Origin of the sequence: Gordonia metallireducens (assembly GCF_021245825.1) — a bacterium.
GTDB classification, from domain to species: domain Bacteria; phylum Actinomycetota; class Actinomycetes; order Mycobacteriales; family Mycobacteriaceae; genus Gordonia; species Gordonia namibiensis.
Map to the genome: position 1 here is coordinate 26,714 of NZ_JAJQJP010000026.1, position 18,186 is coordinate 44,899.

Sequence of the window (18,186 nt, forward strand, 5' to 3'; positions counted from 1 at the left end):
CGAATCCCAGCCCCTCGCGCCGACACACACCGAAAGAGACATCACCATGACCGAGAACCTCAGCGTCGAGCAGCGCGGACTCCGTGAATCCGCCACCTACGACCGCACCACCATCGCCGCCATCCAGCGGGCCGCCGAGACCGGTATCTACGACATCCGCGGCTGGGGTGCCAAGCGCAAGCTCCCCCACTTCGACGACCTGCTTTTCCTGGGCGCCTCGATGTCGCGCTACCCGCTCGAGGGTTACCGCGAGCGCTGCGACACCGACGTCGTCCTGGGTGGCCGCAACGCGAAGTATCCGCTGCACCTGTCGACCCCGGTGACGATCGCGGGTATGAGTTTCGGTGCGCTGTCGGCCGGCGCCAAGGAAGCGCTGGGCCGAGGGGCGTCGGAGGTCGGTACGTCGACCACCACCGGCGACGGCGGCATGACCCCCGAGGAGCGCGGCCAGTCCAAGCACCTCGTCTACCAGTACCTGCCCTCGCGTTACGGCATGAACCCCGATGACCTGCGCAAGGCCGACGCCATCGAGGTCGTCCTCGGTCAGGGCGCGAAGCCGGGCGGCGGCGGAATGCTGCTGGGGCAGAAGATCTCCGAGCGCGTGGCCGGCATGCGCACCCTCCCGCAGGGCATCGATCAGCGCAGCGCCTGCCGGCACCCGGACTGGACCGGTCCCGACGACCTCGCCATCAAGATCAACGAGTTGCGCGAGATCACCGACTGGGAGAAGCCCATCTACGTCAAGGTCGGTGCCAGCCGCACCTACTACGACGTGAAGCTGGCGGTTCACTCCGGCGCGGACGTGGTCGTGGTCGACGGCATGCAGGGCGGCACCGCGGCCACCCAGGAAGTCTTCATCGAGCACGTCGGCATCCCGACGCTCGCCGCCATCCCGCAGGCCGTCCAGGCACTGCAGGAACTGGGCGTCCATCGCGAGGTCCAGCTGATCGTCTCCGGCGGCATCCGCAACGGTGCGGACGTCGCCAAGGCGATGGCCCTCGGCGCCGACGCGGTGGCCATCGGCACCGCCGCCCTGATCGCGTTGGGCGACAACGATCCCCGCTACGCCAAGGAGTACGAGGCACTCGGCTCGGCGGCCGGCTACTACGACGACTTCCAGGACGGTCGCGACCCGGCCGGCATCAGCACCCAGGACCCGGAACTGTCGGCCCGATTCGACCCGGTCCTCGGCGGCAAGCGCCTCGCCAACTTCCTGCGGGTCATGACGATGGAGGCCCAGACCATCGCCCGCGCGTGCGGCAAGGCGCACCTTCAGCACCTCGAGCCCGAGGACCTCGTCGCCATCACGATCGAGGCCGCGGCGATGGCACGGGTGCCGATGGCCGGAACAAACTGGATTCCGGGGAGTGGGCTGTGAGCGCGGCGAACACGACCGCATCGGTCGTCATCGTCGGTGGCGGCCTCGAAGGCGCCGCCACCGCATGGGCACTCGGTCAGCGCGGCATCACCGATGTGGTGGTCTGCGAACGGGACACTGTGGGCGGCGGGATGACCGGCAAGTCGTCGGGCATCGTCCGCTGCCACTACGGCGTCAGTTCGCTCGCCGCGATGGCGGCGGTGGGCCTCGAGGTCTTCGAGAAGGCCGAAGAGATCTTCGGTACCGACATCGGCTTCCGACAGACCGGCTACGTCGTCGGCGTCGGCGAGGCGAACGTCGAGAACCTGCGGAAAAGCCTTGCGGCGCAGCGGGAGGTTGGCGTCCAGACCGAGGAGATCGACGCCGCCGAGGTCGCAAAGATGTGGCCGGCAGCCGATCTCGAACCGTTCGCGGCGTTTGGGTGGGAGGAACGCGGCGGCTACGGTGACGCCTACCAGACTGCTCAGGCGTTCGCCGCCGCCGCACGTGCCACCGGCATCAAGATCCGCCAGGGCACGACGGTCACCGAGCTGGTCGTCGACGGGGACCGGGTCACCGGCGTCCGCCTGGCCGACGGCTCGACGATCTCCGCCGACACCGTCGTCGTGGCGACCGGTGTGTGGTCCAAGCCCTTCCTGGCGCCGCATGGCATCGACGTCCCGATCTCGGTCCATCGCGAACAGATCGTGATGATCCATCCGGGGGAGGATCTCGGTGAGGTCCCCGTGTTCTCCGACCTCGTCTCCCTGCAGTACGTCCGCCCGGACGTCCGCGGTGAGATCCTGTTCGGCAACAGCGATCTCAAGGAACTGCAGACCGCAGACCCGGACAACTACAGCAACCGTGTCGACAGCGATTTCGTCGATCTCACCGTCGACAAGGTGGGCACCCGGTTCCCGGGGTTCACCGACCCGGCGATCACCAGCAGCTACGCCGGCTGCTACGACGTGACGCCGGACTGGAATCCGATCATCTCGCGCGGGCCACTCGACGGGTTGGTGCTGGCGGTCGGGTTCAGCGGTCACGGCTTCAAGATCTCGCCGGCAGTCGGCAGGCTCGTCGCCGACCTCGTCGTCGACGGACACAGTTCGGACCCGCGAATCCCGGAGTCCGACTTCCGCTTCACCCGGTTCGCCGAGAACGACCCCCTGAAGACGAGGTTCCCGTACGTGGGAGCAGGGGAGATGCGCTGAGCGTCCCCGACCGGTGTGCACGGGGGTGAACCGACGAGAGGACGCGACACCATGTGTCAACTGACAGTGAACGACCTCGCTCACTATGCTGGCGAGGTGACCGACGACCCATTGATCCGGAACCAATCTGGCATCGCACGGGAGCGCCCCGTCGACCAGTCGGTCGAGGAACTCGAGCTCGAGACGGCGATCGCGCACAACGTGCGGCGGCTGCGTCGTCAGCAGGGACTGTCGGTGGGTGACATGGCGACCCGCGTCGGCATCTCCAAGGCGATGCTGTCGAAGATCGAGAATGCACAGACCTCGTGCAGCCTCAGCACCCTCGCCCGTCTGGCCAACGGCTTCGACGTCTCGGTCACGTCGTTGTTCCGCGGCGCGGAGATGGAGCGGTCGGCCGTCTTCGTGAAGGCGGGGGAGGGCAACGAGATCATCCGTGAGGGTTCACGCGAGGGGCACGAGTACGAGTTGCTCGGATCGCTTCGCGGAGAACACAAACGACTCGAATGTCTGCTGGTGACCCTGACGGAGAAGTCGGTGACCCAGCCGCTGTTCCAGCACGCCGGTACCGAGTTCCTGTACGTCCTCGAGGGCGTGATGGACTACGCGCACAGCCGGTCGGTGTACCGGATGCATCCCGGTGACGCCCTCCAGCTCGACGGCGAAGGAGCGCACGGGCCGGTCGAACTCGTCGAACTGCCCGTGCGCTTCCTGTCGGTCATCGCCTTCCCCGACTCCGCGGTCTGAAGCCCAAGCCCCTGCTCCTCGAGTAGCCCGAGCTTGCGGCGGGCGTACACCCTGTTCCTTGAGTAGCCCGGAGCTTGCGAAGGGCGTATCGAAAGGACTCGTGCCCGGCCTCAGAACTCCTCGGCTCCGATGAGCGCGGCGTCGGGAGAGACCTTGTGCTTGTTGGTCTTGACCAGCGCCACGGCACCGAGTGCGACCGCGCAGTAGCCGACGGCGAACCACCACGGGGCGACGTCGCCGAACCACTCGGCGAGGTAGGAGACCAGGACCGCGGCAACCGCCGCACCCGCCCAGCGCAGGAAGCTGAAGCCGGCGCTGGACACCGAGCGCGGGGTGTCGTTGCCGCCCGACGCCATGGCGAGGTCGGTGAACAGGGTGTTGAGGATGCCCGACGGGAGACCGGACAGGACGACTGCGAGACCGATGAGCCAGACCTGGTCGGACAGCGTTCCGACGGCGGCGAGGGCCATGACGATGCCGTAGCCGGTGATCGCGACGAGCACACCACCCTTCTCGCCGACGACCCGGGCGAGCGGCGTCGCGACGAACACACCGGCGATGGCGGTCAGCAGGCCCCAGCCGAAGAAGACCAGGCCGGCGTGAATGGGCCGGAGTCCCATGGCGATCGGTGCCCAGGCGATGACGGTGAACAGGGCGCCGGTGTAGAAGGCCGAACCGATGCCGGCGATGGTGAGAGTGCGATTACGCAGGGCCTTGAGCGGATCGATGACGCTGACCCGGGCACGCGCGGATCGCGGGCCGTCGGCGGGGAGCATGATCGCGCACAGCACGGCGCCGATGAACATGAGCAGTGCGGTGCCGCCGAACGGGGCACGCCAGCTCCATTCGCCCAGCGTCGCGCCCAGCAGCGGACCGACGGCGAGGCCGATGCCCAGGGCCGCCTCGTACATCATGATCGCGCCCTGCCTGCTGCCCTTGGCGGAGGAGACGATGAAGGCCAACGCGGTGGCCAGGAAGAAGGCGTTACCGAGGCCCCAGAGCACGCGGAAGGCGATCAGCTGATCGATGTTGCTTGCGAACACCGAGACCCCGGCGGCGACGACGATCATGATCAGGCCCACGGTCAGGGTTCGCTTGGGGCCGAAACGGTAAGCGGCCCAACCGGTCAGGAGCATGGCCACACACTGCACGCCGACGTACACACCGAACAGCAGGGTGAGCTTGTTCGGCGGGGCGTTGAGCGCCTGGGCGATGCTGTGCAGGATCGGGTCGACGAGACCGATGCCCATGAAGGCGATCGTGGCCGCGAACGCGGTGATCCACACGGCACGGGGCTGCATGCGGAACATGGCGAGGAGCGAGGTGTCCTCCGCGTCGGTGTGTGGCGGGTTCGACCCGCCGGTGGCGGCCTTGTCTTCGGTGACGGTCATGTGGGTCCTCTGAACGGGGCTGGTTGTCGGAGACGGGGGACGTGGATCGGGCGAGGGTCAGTTCTCGGCCGTCTTGGCATCCACCGCCGCTGAGGTCTGTGCGGGGTGATGATCGAGCTCGTCGCGGAGTGCTTGCAGTGCCGGAGCGGCCGCGGCAAGCGCTTCGAGATGTTCGGGGCTCAGGTTGGCCAGGGCGTCGGTGAGGGCGACGTCGCGGCCGAGGCGGATCCGTTCGACCAGTTCGCGACCGTGGTCGGTGAGATCGACGAGTACGGCACGACGATCGGCCGGGTCGGGTCGGCGTTCCACCAGTTCGTGCTTGGTGAGTCCGTCGATCACCGACGTCGCGGTGGGCATCCGGATCGACTCACGTTCGGCGAGCTCACCCATGCGCATCGGGCCGTGATCGGCCAGGACGTTGATCGCCGATGTCTGTGCGGCGGTCAGTTCGACGACCGGTGTGCGTCGTCGAAGCGACAGGTAGAGCCGCGTGATGCTCGGCCGGAGGGCCGAGGCGAGTCGAGCGGCATCTGGAACAGTCACATTTAGAGACTCTAATACTTAGACTCTCGAAGTAATACCTCGTGACGCTGTGAGATCGACGACACAGGCGTCGACGCTGGTCGAGGAGGTGAGGAGCCTGCGGGTGCCCCGACGCTTCGCCGGTTGAGTAGGCGAGGAGCCTGCGGGTGCCTCGACGCTTCGCCGGTTGAGTAGGTGAGGAGTCTGCGGGTGCCCCGACGCTTCGCCGGTTGAGTAGGCGAGGAGTCTGCGGGTGCCCATCGCTTCGCCGGTTGAGTAGGCGAGGAGCCCGCGACGAGCCGTATCGAAACCGCCCCACTACACGCCGATAGGGGTCCCGCCGTCGCGCCAGACCGCCACCACCGCGGGCCGGGGCTGGGAGTTGCCACCGTCGGGCCAGTGGGATGCGGGGTTGTCGGCCGAGTGGCCGTCGAGCTCACCGGGGTGCTGCACGGCGACGAGGATGCGGTCACTGTCGATGACCGGCCCGCAGGTCTCGGCACCGATCGGGACGGTGAGGAACTGTTTGGTCTCACCACGGCGGTCCCCGTCGAGTGCGACGGCGAACAATCCGTCGTTGGAACCGAGGGCGTTGCCGTCGGTGGAGATCCACAGGTTGCCGTGGGGGTCGAAGGCCAGGTTGTCCGGGCAGGAGATGGGGCTGACCTGCGTCTTGTCGAAGCCGCCGTAGTAGGTGTCGGCGGCGGCCGGGTCACCGCACACCAGCAGCAGCTCCCAGGTGAACTCGGTGCCGGCATGATCGTCGGCGATCTCGAGGATCTGTCCGTTCTTGTTCTCGTTGCGCGGATTGGCCGCGTCGACGGGCGCCTTGCCGTCGGTGCCGCGGTCGCTGTTGTTGGTGAGGGCGCAGTACACCTTGCCGGTCGTGGGGCTCGGCTCGATGTCCTCGGGTCGGTCCATCTTGGTGGCGCCGACGGCGTCGGCGGCCTGTCGCGTGAACACCGCGACCTCTGCCGGCGACATCCCGGGCACATGCGAGCGCGCCGATCCGTCGGCGTTGCTGGTGAGCAGCGGCTTCCATGAACCCTTTCCGGCGAACTTGCCCGACGCAGGTGGTTTGCCGGAGCCGTCCGGGGCGTCCCCGGTGAAGGTCGCCACGTAGAGGGTGCCCTCATCGAGGATGCGAAGGTTGTGCTCGCGTGCGGTCTTCGAGAGTCCGCTCTTGATCTTGCGGGACGAGACGAACTTGTAGATGTACTCGAACTTCTCGTCGTCGCCGCTGTAGGCGACGACGGTGCCCTGATCCGGACCGTTCTTCACGACGTGGATGTTGGCCGATTCGTGCTTGCACCGACCCAGCGAACTGTGTTTGACGGGAACTGTTTTCGGGTCGTGCGGATCGACTTCGACGATGTACCCGAACCGGTTGGCCTCGTTGGGTTCGACGGCGAGATCGAAACGCTTGTCGTACCGACCCCACTGGTGCTCGTCGTCATCGTCGGCGAAGGAGTAGCGGTCGAGGCGTTCGGCCGCCTTCGGGTCGGTGACCTTGCTCGCGTTGGTGAAGTAGTTGTTGAAGTTCTCCTCACCGGAGAGCATCGTGCCCCACGGCGTGAGGCCGCCGGAGCAGTTGGCGAAGGTGCCCAGGATCGTGGTGCCGGCCGGATCCGCTGCAGTCCGGACGAACTCGCTGCCGGCGGCCGGGCCGGTCAACCGGAACGGGCTCGACGCGGTGAGCCGCTGATTGCGCGGTCCCACAACAGGTTCCAGGGCGCCGGTGCCGCGCTTGGCGACCACTTCGACGACGGCGATACCGACCGCGGCCATCGCGATCCGCGTCTGCTGCTCGGTCGGTGCGCCCTCCCGGTAACCGGTGAACATGAACGGCTCGGTGGGGTACTCGAGGTTGGCGACGAGGTAGAAGTGTCCGGGGACGCCGTCGACGGGGATGAGTCCGGCGAAGTCGTTGTTGAAGCCGAACTGTGCGGCCTGCGCTTCGGGGGTCTGCGCGGCGAAGTCGAAGTCCGGGGCGCCGGGCAGGACGGGATCGCCCCAGCGGATCACGACTTCTTGGCGGTAACCGTCCGGGATCACCACCGCATCCTCGGTGTTGGCGGGGACGGCGGTGAACTTCATGCCCGGCAACGCATCTCCGGTAGCTCCCGTGCTCGGCCGCGGCCCGGCCCCCGAACCGCTGTCGCCGCAGGCCGCGAGCACGGACGCCGCACCGACCGCGACCGCGGTACCCGCAGAGGTCTTGAGGACGCTTCGACGCGAGACCGCGGTACGCACGATGTCGCGGAAGTATGCGTTGTCGCTGGAGTTCCCGGGGTCGGACCGGCAGGCGTCGCCGCACTTGTAGCGGCAGGTCACGTGGGCACGGGACGATCGGCCTGCATCGCGGCCGGCGGAGGTGAACAGCGGCAACTGGATTCGCACCCGCAGGACGCTAGGAGAGCGAAACCAACCACCGGGTGCTCAGAGGTGAACGGAAACCGAACGCGCGGTGGCTCCTCTGCTCCCTGAGGTGCGAGCGAAGCCGGCCCCATCCGCGCCCTGAGAAGCGCCCGGATTCCGACTGCCGAACCTCAACTCGACCGGCAGACGTCGATCGAAGTCTGCCGGTCGGGGTTGACGTCGACCGGTAGTTGGGTGGGCGACGGTGTCTTGGGCTCGAACCTTCTCGGGGAGGAATGGGTGTCTCGGTCGGCGGAGCGGTTCAGAACCGTCCGCCGGTACCGATCCGTCCCGACGACCCGGAGCCGCCGAATGAGCCGGGACTGCGTCCGCCACTGCTGAACCCGCCCCCGAAGCCGCCGGGGTAACCGCCCCGGTATCCGCCTCCGCGGCCGCCGCTGATGGTGCCGCGCAGGAAGCTGTCGACCAGGATGCCGCCGAGAACCGCACCCGCGGTGGACGACCCGCTCGAACGCGGCTGCTGCGACTGCTGCCAGCTCACGACATCGCCCTGGGCGGCCATCAGCGCCTGGTCGGCGAGAGCACCGGACTGGCGTGCGGCGGAAGTCGCCGCGACCGGGTCGGTTCCGGCGGCCTCCTGCGCGGACCGGAGAAGCCGCTGGGCCTCGGCCAGACGGGTCCGGGCGGTGGATTGGACGGCGCCGCGTCGGGTGCCGATGAAGTCCGACGCCGCGGTCACCTTCGCGGTTGCCGATTCGAGGGCGGCGGTCAACACCTGTGCGCGACGAGTGCGTTCGGCCGCGGAGTCCCGTGCGGCGTCGAGCGCGTCATCGAGATCGGCGTCTGCGTCGACCAGTGCGGTGAACGTACCCAGGGGATCGGCGTCGAAGCCGGTGCGGGCCGCGTCGAGAGCGGTTCGCGCGGCCGCGGCGGCAGTCGCCAGCGCGGGTCCGCCGTCGGCGGTCAGCGAGGCGGCCTCGGCGAGTTCGCCCTCCACCTCCTCGATCAGCGCAGGCATCCGGGACTGTGCGGCCGCGATGTTGGCGTCGGCGTGATCGATGGCGTCGAGGAGCACGGTGGCCTGCTCGATGGATCCCTCGGCCGAACGGATGGCCGCGACCGCGGGACCCTGCTGCCCGACCGGTGCCGCACTCGCCGCACGACCCTGATCTGCGGTCGCCTCGGCGAAATCGATCTGCTGTCGGGCCAGTTCGACGTTCGACAGGATCGAGGCGAGTGTCTGCTCGCCGTGCTTCTCGGCCAGATCGGCGAGCTGCTGCGACGCCGGTTCGAGACGTGCCCGCAACCCGATCAGCTGCTGGGTGATGGCGTCGAAGCGGGCGTCGGCGTTGATCAGCAGGTTGCGCATCGCATCGAAGGCATCGACCTGGTCGTCGAGGGCGGCGTCGGCCTCGGTGCACGAGGTGATGATCTCGACGAGCATCCGGCGGCGTTCGTCGTCGGTCTCCGGGACGTCGTCGTCGAGTCGCTGACGGATGGTGAACGACTGCGCGAGATCGCGTTTCGCCCGTTCGAGAGCCTTCGTGAACGGTGCGGTCTCGGCAGGGCCGAACTCGTCGACGGCCAGCCGCAGTTCCTCTTCACTGGTGCGGATGGCGTTGTCGAGATCGGTGAGGACCTCGCGAGACCACGGATCGAGCACGTCGAGCGGCTGTTCCTCGAGTTGGTCGACGGTCAGTTCCTGTTCGCGAAGCGCTTCCAGGCTGCTGTCGATCCGACGCTGCTTGCGTCGCCGCGAGTACAGATACGCACCGCCACCGCCGACGACGACCGCTCCGCCGACGACACCGGCGGTGATGACCCCGGTGTAGCTGGGGTCGAGGGCATTCGAGAGCCCGTTGATCGCACCCAGGCCGGCCTGCGCCCAGTTGCCTTCGCGAAGCTGCGGTACGACGTCGTTGGTGGCAACGTCATCGAGGGTCGACTGGTCGAGCCCGCCGATGTCGTCAGGGGCGAACATCCGGTAGGAGCGGTCCTCGGTCGCGACCGCCAGCAGGGCGTCGTGGTCGCCGAGTTCACTGGCGATGGCGGTCTGGTCGGCCCACTGTTCGCTGGTGAGGCCGTCAAAACTGCGGACGTACACGATCCACATCTGGATGTCGTGCTTGTTGTACAGGTCGTCGGCGGCATTCTCGAGCTCGGTCCGCTGCTCCGGTGTGATCACCTCGGCCGAGTCGACGACGTAGGTGGGTAGGCGGGCGGGCGGTTCGGCGGCGGCCGGGCCGGCTCCGACACCCGCCAGCAGCAGCGTCATCCCGAGCGCGAGACCGACTGCGCCGAGAGCTGCGGAGATGCGACGTGTCACGACGTGCCCCCACCCACCACGAATCGCAGGTTCCCGATGCATGATCACAAATTTAACCAGCGGCCGCATTCGGGTGAGTGTATGTCCGTCCTTGACCTCGATGGGTACCGGCACGTGCTCAGCGTCGAGCGTCGCGCCACCGGCACAGGGCCTCGACGGCGGTGAGGTCGTAGTCGGGGCCCGTCACGCCGACGGTGAGCAGACTGATGCCCTCGTCGGCCAGTGCGTCGGCACCGCGGAGCATCGCGTCGACGTCGCCGTCGAACTGCACCGCCGACGACCGTTCGATGGTCTCCGGGTCGCGTCCCACCGCCGCGCAGTGCTCGGCGAGCACCTTCGACTTGTGGCGGTACTGCTCGACATCGTTGAAGCCGTGCCAGGCGTCGGCGTGTTCGGCGATGTAGCGCAGCGTCTTCTTCTCGCCGCTTCCGCCGACCAGGATCGGGATGTCGCGGGTGGGCGCCGGGTTCAGCTTGCCCAGACGCGACTTGATGCGCGGCAGCGCCGCGCCGAAGTCGTTGAGGCGTGAACCGACGGTGCCGAACTCGTAGCCGTACTCGTCGTAGTCCTTCTGGAACCAGCCCGCGCCGACACCGAGGATCAGGCGTCCGCCGCTGATGTGGTCGACGGTGCGGGCCATGTCGGCGAGCAACTCCGGATTGCGGTAGGAGTTGCAGGTCACGAGCGCGCCGATCTCCACCCGCGAGGTCTGTTCCGCCCACGCACCGAGCATCGTCCAGCACTCGAAGTGCTCGCCCTCTTCAGCGCCGTAGAGGGGATAGAAGTGATCCCAGTTGAAGGCGACGTCGACGCCCGCATCCTCGGCGCGGCGGACCGCATCCCGGATCAGGCCGTACTCAGGAGCGTGCTGGGGCTGGATCTGGACACCGATACGAAGAGGGAAGGCCATGGCGACCAGTCTGCCTTCTCATGGCGTCGGCGTCGATGACTTGCGCCCTTTGCTCCCTGAGGCCCGGCCCGGAGCATGCGGGCCGTCGACCTTTGCTCCCTGAGGAGGCCCGGAGCGTGCGGGCCGTCGACCTTTGCTCCCTGAGGAGGCCCGGAGCGTGCGTGCCGTCGACCTTTGCTCCCTGAGGAGGCCCGGAGCGCGCGGGCCGTCGACCTTTGCTCCCTGAGGAGGCCCGGAGCGTGCGGAGGGCCGTCTCGAAGGGTGGTACCAAAGAGCCTGTGACACCCAGACCCGCCGCACCGTCGCTCGACGACCTCCGACGCCGCACCTCCTCGAAGTGGTCCACCCATCCCGACGACGTTCTGCCGCTGTTCATCGCGGAGATGGACTACCAGCTCGCACCGGTCGTGGCGGAGGCGATGATCGATCGCATCCGGGCGTCGGATGTCGGTTACGCCGGTGATTCGGGCGGTGTGGGAACGGCTTTCGCGGGTTTCGCGGAGCGGCGGTGGAACTGGCAGCTGAGCGCTGACGACGTCACGCTGACCACCGATGTGAGCGTCGTGATCGTCGAATCGTTGCGGACAGCAATACGTCCGGGTGACGGCGTCATCCTGATGCCGCCGGTGTATCCGCCGTTCTTCGAGCTCATCCCGGAGGCTGGCGGAGCCGTCGTCGAGGTGCCGCTGCTCGACGATCCCGGGTGGCGGATGGATCTTGACGGCATCGAGGCGGCGCTGAGCGCGGGTGCGCGGGCAGTTCTGTTGTGTCACCCGCACAATCCGGTGGGCCTGGTCCACGACGCCACCGACTTGGCGCGGCTGGCCGAGCTCGCGGCGTCGTACGGTGCGACGGTCGTGAGCGACGAGATCCACGCGCCGCTGGTGCATTCCGGGGTCGGGTTCGTCCCGTTCCTCGCGGTGAGTGACGTCGCCCGTGAGGTGGGCATCGCCGCGCATTCGGCCAGCAAGGCGTTCAACCTGGCGGGGGCGAAGTGCGCGTTGACGGTGGCCACCTCGGACAGGGGCCGGGGGATCGTCGCACGTCAGCCCGACGAGGTGCAGTACCGGACGTCCATCCTCGGCCGGGCCGCCACCGAGGCCGCCTTCGCTCGGGGCGACGACTGGCTCGACGCCACCCTGGAGGTCATCGGCGAGAGTTTCGTCCTGCTCGATCAGCTTCTGGCCGAACGTCTACCGGGCGTCGGTTATCGTCGGCCGAGTGCGTCGTACCTGGCGTGGCTCGACTTCCGCGACGCCGGACTCGGCGACAATCCCGGCCTGCCGATCCTCGAGCACGGCCGGGTCGCATTGCACTACGGACCGGCATTCGGCGCGCTGGGGGCGGGCTTCGCACGGCTGAACGTTGCGTGTTCGCCGGAGGTGCTGACCGAGGCGGTCGAACGGATCGCCCGCGTCGTCGACGACCCGCCCGTTTCATAGCTCGAAACCGCGCCTGGCGCGGTCGGCTGCTATGAATCTCAGAATGGACAACGACCGGGCAGCCGAGTGGGACGAGCGTTACGGCAATGCCGAGAGACTGTGGACTGCCGACGTCAATCCCGCGCTGATCACCGAGGCCGAAGGTCTGACGCCGACCACCGCGCTCGACGTCGGCTCGGGGGAGGGTGCCGATGCCCGCTGGCTGGCGAAACGCGGCTGGCAGGTGACCGCGGTCGACATCTCCCAGGTGGCACTCGATCGGGCGCGCGAGATCAGCGGCGATCTGCCGATCACGTGGACGCGCGCCGACCTCGTCGTCGATCCCGTCCCCGGCGGCGATTTCGGTCTCGTCGCGTTGCACTACTTCCCGATCCCCGTCGAAGAGATCGAGGTGGCGCGGAAGCTGGTCGCCGCCGTCGGTCCGGGCGGTTCGCTGCTGGTCGTCGCCCATGCGCCGGAAGGCGTACGGGCGCACGGGTTCGATCCCGACGACTACGTCCAACCGGGCGGGTACGCCGAACTCGTCGGTGACGACTGGGAGATCGTCACCGACGAGACGCGTGCACGGGGCAAAGCCGCAGGCGGTGGTCACCACACGCACGACGTTGTGTTCCGAGCGCGACGAGCCGGCCGCCAGTAGCTCTGCGGGTCAGTCCAGGGCGGCGCGCACCGCCTTCGCGACCTGCTGGTGGCCCGTCGCGTTCGGATGAAGGCGAATCGCCCCAACCGGATTCGAGTACGGCTCCACCCACCTCGTCGACTGCGACTTGCACGAGTCGTGCCCGACGCTGGGACCGTAGGTGTCGACGAAGTCGACGTTCGCCGACTGGGCCTGGGTCTTCAACATGGTGTTCAACTCGACCTCGAGGCGGTCGAGAAACGCGGTGTCCGCAGCGGAGAACGGGTTTCGCGCGGGACAGTTGCCCTGCTTCGGGTACACCGCCGGATATCCGACGATGAGGATCTTCGCGGACGGCGCGCGGTTCTTGATCCCGGCGATCGCGGTGGCGATGTTGGCGGCCGTCACCTGGATCTCAGCGGAGTACCGACCGAGGGTCCGCGCCTCACACGGTGCGAGTTGCGAGCTGCCCGAGGCGGTTTGCGAGCAGTCGGCGATGCTGCCCGAGTACACGTTCCCGTCGTTGTAGCCGATCTGCATGGTGACGAGATCCGTCGTCGGGCTCAGACCCTCGAATTGCGGTGGCTGGCCGGAGGTCTGGCTCGTCGTCAGATGCCGGGTCTGGGCACCACCGCAACTCATGTCCTTGAGCCGGAAACCCTCCGCGTCGGCGACCAGGTTCGGGAAGTTCTTCGTGGACCGCCCACATCCGCTCGGTCCTCCTGCCGACGGGGAGATCCCGACGCCGGCCGAGAACGACGCGCCGAGGGCGACGTATTCGGTGGGGTCATCGGCGAGCGCAACCGCGGTTGCTCCGGCTATCAGTCCGGCCACGGAGGCCAACGCGAGGGCGAGTGTTGTTGTTCGACGACGTAGACGCATGGGTCGAGAGTGACCGTCTGTGTACTCGAGTTAACTCGAGGTGATTGGTTCGTGAGTGAACCGAGATGCCCTCGAGATCAAGCAAATCGGACATTGTCACTTGATCAGATGTAATCGCTGAACACGGCACATGAGACCCTACGGCAGTTTTACGGTGAGCTCGGCGCAGGGGATTCAACCGACAACGTGTCTGCGCCCTTCGGGGAGGTCTCATGAAGAAATCATCGGTACGTGCCCTGTGCGCCACAGTATTGGCAGCAGGCGTGATGGCGGGCGGAATCGCCGGCGCCGGAGCAGCATCCGCCGCAGACCCGGGCGGAGTGAAACTGGAGGGGATCAACAACGGGGACTGCACGGCGACCATCAAGGTCACGAACTTCACCAATTCCACGTTCTTCCAACCGGATTGGTGGTTCGAGCAGGAGAACGACCCGGCCATGGTGAACGCGACGACCATCCCGGCCGAGATGCCGGCCCCGTGGCGGGAGGTGTCGGGGATCCCCTGGCCGATCGCCCGCTGGGTCGGGGACTCGCCGGCACTGACCTCGGGCCTCGATCCGGGAATCCCGAGCTGGGGCAACGGCAATCCGTACAACCGGAACGCGCAACCCGACGGGTTCGTCACACAGCGGACGATCGACCTCAAGACGGTGACCGGCGCGCCCGAACCGTCAGCGGAGGGAACGAAGACGATCTGGTTCCGGATCAAGACCGGACCGCAGACTGCTGATCGTCTGCCGACGCCGCAGAAACTGGTCGTCGACGGCTGTCGCAGCTCCAACGGTTCGCTCGACTTCGGATCGCTGGACTTCGGTTCTCTCGGCATCTAGCAGTCCGCCACCGGGTCGCCCGTCAATCGGGGATCTGATTGCGTTCTGTCGCGCATACCGCGACACAACGCAACCTGGTTCCGAGCGGGGCCGCTCTACCCGCCGAACAGCAGGTACAGCCCGAGGAAGGTGTAGCAGACCATTGTCACCATCATGGTGAGCTGGCCGGTCAGCTGATGCCGGCGGGGGAGTAGACGCAACGAGGCGTCGTGGGCCGCGGCGACTCCCATCATGTGTCCGCCGACGACGAAGAGCACCTTCAGCGTCACGGTGAAGGTCGGGTGATCGGACATGATGTACACCGGGTGGGCATCGCTCAGCCACAACAGGTTCCAGCCTCGACCCAGCGGGTCGCCGAGGGCCAGGATTGCTTCCTGTCCCTGTTCGACGAGGGACTGCAGGTAGTGGGCGAGGATGTACCCGATCACGATCGGGATGAGGGAGTGCGCCATCAGGCCGGGTAACCGGCGCCGTAGATCGGGTGAGACCCCGCCGACGGCGCGGGCGGCCGACCAGAAGGTCACCGCGACCACGCCGATGAACACCAGCAGACCGGCGGTCGAGAGCAGGGTGGCGATCACCTGGTCGCCGTCGGCGCGCTCGTCGACGAACTCCCGCCACAGCGGAATCGCCGAGAAGCTGTCGAAAGCGGTCGACCCCAGCAGGATCGCCAGGACGGTGACGGTTCCGGGCAGGACCGGCAGCGTGGTCAGCGAGTTCATCGGACTGCGCACGATCACCCTGCCGTCGGCGTTCTTCGCGAACGGTGCGAGTCGGGAAGCCACCGTGCTGTACACCGCGAACGGGTCGGCGTTGTCGGTCCACCGCAGTCCACAGATGACACCGCCGACGAGGGTCACCACCACGTAGCACAGCAACCAAACTCGCACGGCCGCCACTGATCCCGGCTCCGGCGAGGCCAGTTCCAACCAGACGAAGGCGAACAGGCCGAATGCGGCCGGCCACCAGCCCAGACGTCGGGGATAGGCCTTCCATCCGACAACTCGGGGGCCGAGGACGGCACCGACGACGCGCAGCACGGTGCGGATCGGCGACAGGAGCCGCCAGACCGGACCGATCAACGCTGATAGCACCGTCATCCCGACCCACAGCAGCACGTAGAACGCACCGGGAACCGGATTCTCGTCGGTGTCGGGACCGAACGCGGCGAGCACCAGCCACAGTGTCAGTACCAGGGCGGCGACGGAGATCACGCCTCGAACCCACGAGTTGTCTACGAGCGCCGTCACCCACGACGGCAGTTCGCGCCCGGCGTCGGCCTGCCCGTACCGCGGTGTGCGCCAGGCGAATGCGATAACCGCGAACGAAATCGTCAATGCCCAGGCGCCGCCGATCAGCACAGCGGTCAGCGGGACCGGCAGGTACTCCGAACCGCCCAGACCGTGGGCGAGCAGGGTTTCAGTCGGCCTCACGGTCGGGGTCATCGGCCTCGTTCCGGGTGGGTGGGACGGTGTGGTCGGGATCGGTGGGGCTCTCGGAATCGAGGGTGTCCTCGTCATCGCCCCGACGACGGTCATGGATTGCGATCGCGACGATGACGCCCACCAGGATGAACGCCGGGATCACGGCGGGCAGCGCCAGGATCAGGGGATGTGTGGCGAGGTGGTGGACCACCACATCCGGTCCGGTGGTGATCATGGTTGTGATTGCAATTCGTGTTCTCGTGCGCTCGTGGTCGTCTCGCGGGAGTTGACCCGCCCGGCGCCCCACGACAACGCGGTGATGAGCAGCAGTGTGCACACCAGCACCACCAGCGAGGCGACGCCGAACAGCCATGACGGGTAGTCGAACGTGCGCTCGCGCTGCAGGATCGAGATCTCCGCGACGAACGGTTTCGTCGATGTCAGTTGCGCCGGTTCACCTTCTGCGCCGATCGCGGGATCGGCCGGCAGATAGACCGGCACCCCGGCCATCGTGGTCCCATCCTGTACGCGCAGGATCGTCTTCCATGATCCCGAGACGGGCATCGGTTCGGTGGACCGGAAGTGGTTGGGGCCCACACGTTCGAGCCGGTCGATGACGATGCCGCGGTCGTTGTCGGTGCCGCCCTGCCAGGACATCAACGTGACCCACTCCGGATCGCCGCTGATCGCATCGGACGGGTCTAGGTAGACCTCGGCCGTCACGTTCTGGTCGGCCGCGGCGTTGGGCCCGGCCGGGGTCAGGACGACGCGGGCCGTCATGTCGGCCGGTACCGAGACCCGCAGACCGTTCGCGACGGCACCGCCGACCACCAGCACAGAGAGCACAACGGCGGTGATGCTGATCCAGCGTCGTGGCAGGCGTTCACCGACGGAGACGGTGCCGAGCAGCGCACCGCACAGCCCCATGACCACGCCCACCGGGATGGCCATGGCCAGCGCTTCGCCCCACATGCCGGTCACCCACGGGAACGGGTAAGCCGCCGCGATCCACCAGGATTCGATCCAGAGGCCGACGGTCGCGACGCCCAGGCCCGCCACCGCGCCGTAGAGCACACGACGTTTGAACAGCGGCGTCAGTGCGAGCAGCTCGATGACCACGGCTGCGCCCAGGTACAGGGGGAACACGTTGATCGGCGCGCCGAACGCGGGACCGACGACGACCGCGACGACGCCGCGCAACAGGATCGCGAAGACCGCGGCGACGAGCGCACTGCCCGGTCCGAGACTGATCCGGGCGGCGACCAGCGCGAACGCCCCGGCACCGGCGATCATCATCGGCTGTAGCACCAACCGGAACTGCTCGACGCCGAAGTCGTATTCGATCTGGAAGACCGACATGCCGATGACCAGACCGCCGAAGGCCAGGCAGCGGACGATCCATTGCCCGCGTCCGTCCGGTGGGAGGTCAGGGCCCATCGCGGCCCTGCCCTCGCGGTCGAGGATGACGACCGCGATGAGCGACAGCCCGGCACCGCCGATCAGCATCAGGTGCGTCGGACCCCAGAGGGTGACGTCCTGGCCGAAGATGCGGTGCCAGACGTCGTCCAGTGGGAAGCCGACCAGGGCGTAGAAGCCGCAGCCCGCCAACAGGATTCCGCCGACCGGCGCGTACCAGTGCCGGGTGATCCGGATGGCAGAGGCGCCGGGCTTGTCGAAGGGCAGGAAGACCGACAGCATGCCGGAGATGAACAACAGGAACAGGCCGACCAGGATGAAGTAGTGCGCCGGGTTGGCGAGCGGTCCCTCGTCGCGGCCGTCACCGATGTGCAGGCTGACGTCCCACAGGAAGCCGAACAGGGCGCAGATGATCGTGCTGGTGAACAGGAAGATCGGCAGAGCCGCCCATGGTGGACGGTTGACGCGCCGGGCAGCCCACTCCGAGAGGGTGGTCAGCCAGGTGATCTTCCGCGTCCGGTGCAGGTACCCGATCCAGAGGAGCCCGATCGACACCACCGCGGCCACTGCGGACATCAGGAACACCTGGTCGAGTGCCGCCCCTCCGCCCTCGGCGGCGAGGTGGAGGTTCGTGACATCGCTTGTTGTCATGAACGAAGTATGCACATTTCATCCATGTCCCGCGAGGGGCTTGGTCGAACCTGCGCGCATGATCTGCGCGCAACGCGTG

The 18,186-nt window shown here is 67.5% G+C and carries 15 protein-coding genes; 6 read left to right on the forward strand and 9 right to left on the reverse strand.

Features of this window, described 5'->3' with window-relative positions:
* Positions 1 to 46 precede the first annotated feature (46 nt).
* The 3 genes from LQD00_RS08940 to LQD00_RS08950 are packed head-to-tail and all read left to right on the forward strand — an operon-like array spanning position 47 to position 3,315.
* Positions 47 to 1,378: an FMN-binding glutamate synthase family protein gene (locus LQD00_RS08940; protein WP_006868532.1), complete on the forward strand. Its 1,332-nt coding sequence runs from the start codon at positions 47 to 49 to the stop codon at positions 1,376 to 1,378.
* Positions 1,375 to 2,571, forward strand: a complete 1,197-nt coding sequence (locus LQD00_RS08945; protein WP_232716801.1) for an NAD(P)/FAD-dependent oxidoreductase — start codon at positions 1,375 to 1,377, stop codon at positions 2,569 to 2,571. The genes LQD00_RS08940 and LQD00_RS08945 overlap by 4 nt, the downstream gene beginning before the upstream one ends.
* Before the next feature lie 51 nt (positions 2,572 to 2,622).
* Complete coding sequence (locus tag LQD00_RS08950) at positions 2,623 to 3,315, forward strand: helix-turn-helix domain-containing protein (RefSeq protein WP_232716802.1); 693 nt, start codon at positions 2,623 to 2,625, stop codon at positions 3,313 to 3,315.
* A gap of 110 nt (positions 3,316 to 3,425) precedes the next feature.
* Here LQD00_RS08950 and LQD00_RS08955 read toward each other — a convergent pair whose 3' ends face one another.
* The 5 genes from LQD00_RS08955 to LQD00_RS08980 form a co-directional block, all read right to left on the reverse strand.
* The gene (locus tag LQD00_RS08955; protein WP_232716803.1) at positions 3,426 to 4,706 is read right to left on the reverse strand and encodes an MFS transporter; all 1,281 of its coding nucleotides are present in this window, start codon (positions 4,704 to 4,706) and stop codon (positions 3,426 to 3,428) included.
* A 57-nt stretch (positions 4,707 to 4,763) separates the two neighbouring features.
* On the reverse strand, positions 4,764 to 5,249 hold the full coding sequence (locus LQD00_RS22740; protein ID WP_248658499.1) for a MarR family winged helix-turn-helix transcriptional regulator: 486 nt from the start codon (positions 5,247 to 5,249) through the stop codon (positions 4,764 to 4,766).
* A gap of 297 nt (positions 5,250 to 5,546) precedes the next feature.
* Positions 5,547 to 7,628, reverse strand: coding sequence for a PhoX family protein (locus LQD00_RS08970; RefSeq protein ID WP_232716804.1), 2,082 nt, complete (start codon positions 7,626 to 7,628; stop codon positions 5,547 to 5,549).
* Between the two features lie 280 nt (positions 7,629 to 7,908).
* Positions 7,909 to 9,975: a TPM domain-containing protein gene (locus LQD00_RS08975; protein WP_232716805.1), complete on the reverse strand. Its 2,067-nt coding sequence runs from the start codon at positions 9,973 to 9,975 to the stop codon at positions 7,909 to 7,911.
* Between the two features lie 76 nt (positions 9,976 to 10,051).
* Positions 10,052 to 10,843, reverse strand: coding sequence for an LLM class F420-dependent oxidoreductase (locus LQD00_RS08980; protein WP_232716806.1), 792 nt, complete (start codon positions 10,841 to 10,843; stop codon positions 10,052 to 10,054).
* Positions 10,844 to 11,121: 278 nt separating this feature from the next.
* Here LQD00_RS08980 and LQD00_RS08985 point away from each other — a divergent pair, with 278 nt between their 5' ends.
* Together LQD00_RS08985 and LQD00_RS08990 are read left to right on the forward strand one after the other, a co-directional pair.
* Positions 11,122 to 12,285 carry a MalY/PatB family protein gene (locus tag LQD00_RS08985; RefSeq protein WP_232716807.1) on the forward strand — a complete coding sequence of 388 codons (1,164 nt, stop codon included), beginning with the start codon at positions 11,122 to 11,124 and terminating at the stop codon, positions 12,283 to 12,285.
* A 43-nt stretch (positions 12,286 to 12,328) separates the two neighbouring features.
* The gene (locus tag LQD00_RS08990) at positions 12,329 to 12,925 is read left to right on the forward strand and encodes a class I SAM-dependent methyltransferase (RefSeq protein ID WP_232716808.1); all 597 of its coding nucleotides are present in this window, start codon (positions 12,329 to 12,331) and stop codon (positions 12,923 to 12,925) included.
* Between the two features lie 9 nt (positions 12,926 to 12,934).
* Here the strand turns inward: LQD00_RS08990 and LQD00_RS08995 are convergent, their stop codons facing one another.
* Complete coding sequence (locus tag LQD00_RS08995; protein ID WP_232716809.1) at positions 12,935 to 13,786, reverse strand: SGNH/GDSL hydrolase family protein; 852 nt, start codon at positions 13,784 to 13,786, stop codon at positions 12,935 to 12,937.
* A 212-nt stretch (positions 13,787 to 13,998) separates the two neighbouring features.
* Here LQD00_RS08995 and LQD00_RS09000 point away from each other — a divergent pair, with 212 nt between their 5' ends.
* Complete coding sequence (locus LQD00_RS09000) at positions 13,999 to 14,616, forward strand: hypothetical protein (protein ID WP_232716810.1); 618 nt, start codon at positions 13,999 to 14,001, stop codon at positions 14,614 to 14,616.
* 95 nt (positions 14,617 to 14,711) lie between these two features.
* Here the strand turns inward: LQD00_RS09000 and LQD00_RS09005 are convergent, their stop codons facing one another.
* The 3 genes from LQD00_RS09005 to LQD00_RS09015 are packed head-to-tail and all read right to left on the reverse strand — an operon-like array spanning position 14,712 to position 18,107.
* Entirely contained in the window at positions 14,712 to 16,061 is a 1,350-nt protein-coding gene (locus LQD00_RS09005) for a hypothetical protein (protein ID WP_232716811.1), read from the reverse strand.
* On the reverse strand, positions 16,036 to 16,275 hold the full coding sequence (locus LQD00_RS09010; RefSeq protein WP_232716812.1) for a hypothetical protein: 240 nt from the start codon (positions 16,273 to 16,275) through the stop codon (positions 16,036 to 16,038). The genes LQD00_RS09005 and LQD00_RS09010 overlap by 26 nt, the downstream gene beginning before the upstream one ends.
* The gene (locus LQD00_RS09015) at positions 16,272 to 18,107 is read right to left on the reverse strand and encodes a hypothetical protein (RefSeq protein ID WP_232716813.1); all 1,836 of its coding nucleotides are present in this window, start codon (positions 18,105 to 18,107) and stop codon (positions 16,272 to 16,274) included. The genes LQD00_RS09010 and LQD00_RS09015 overlap by 4 nt, the downstream gene beginning before the upstream one ends.
* Positions 18,108 to 18,186 lie beyond the last annotated feature (79 nt).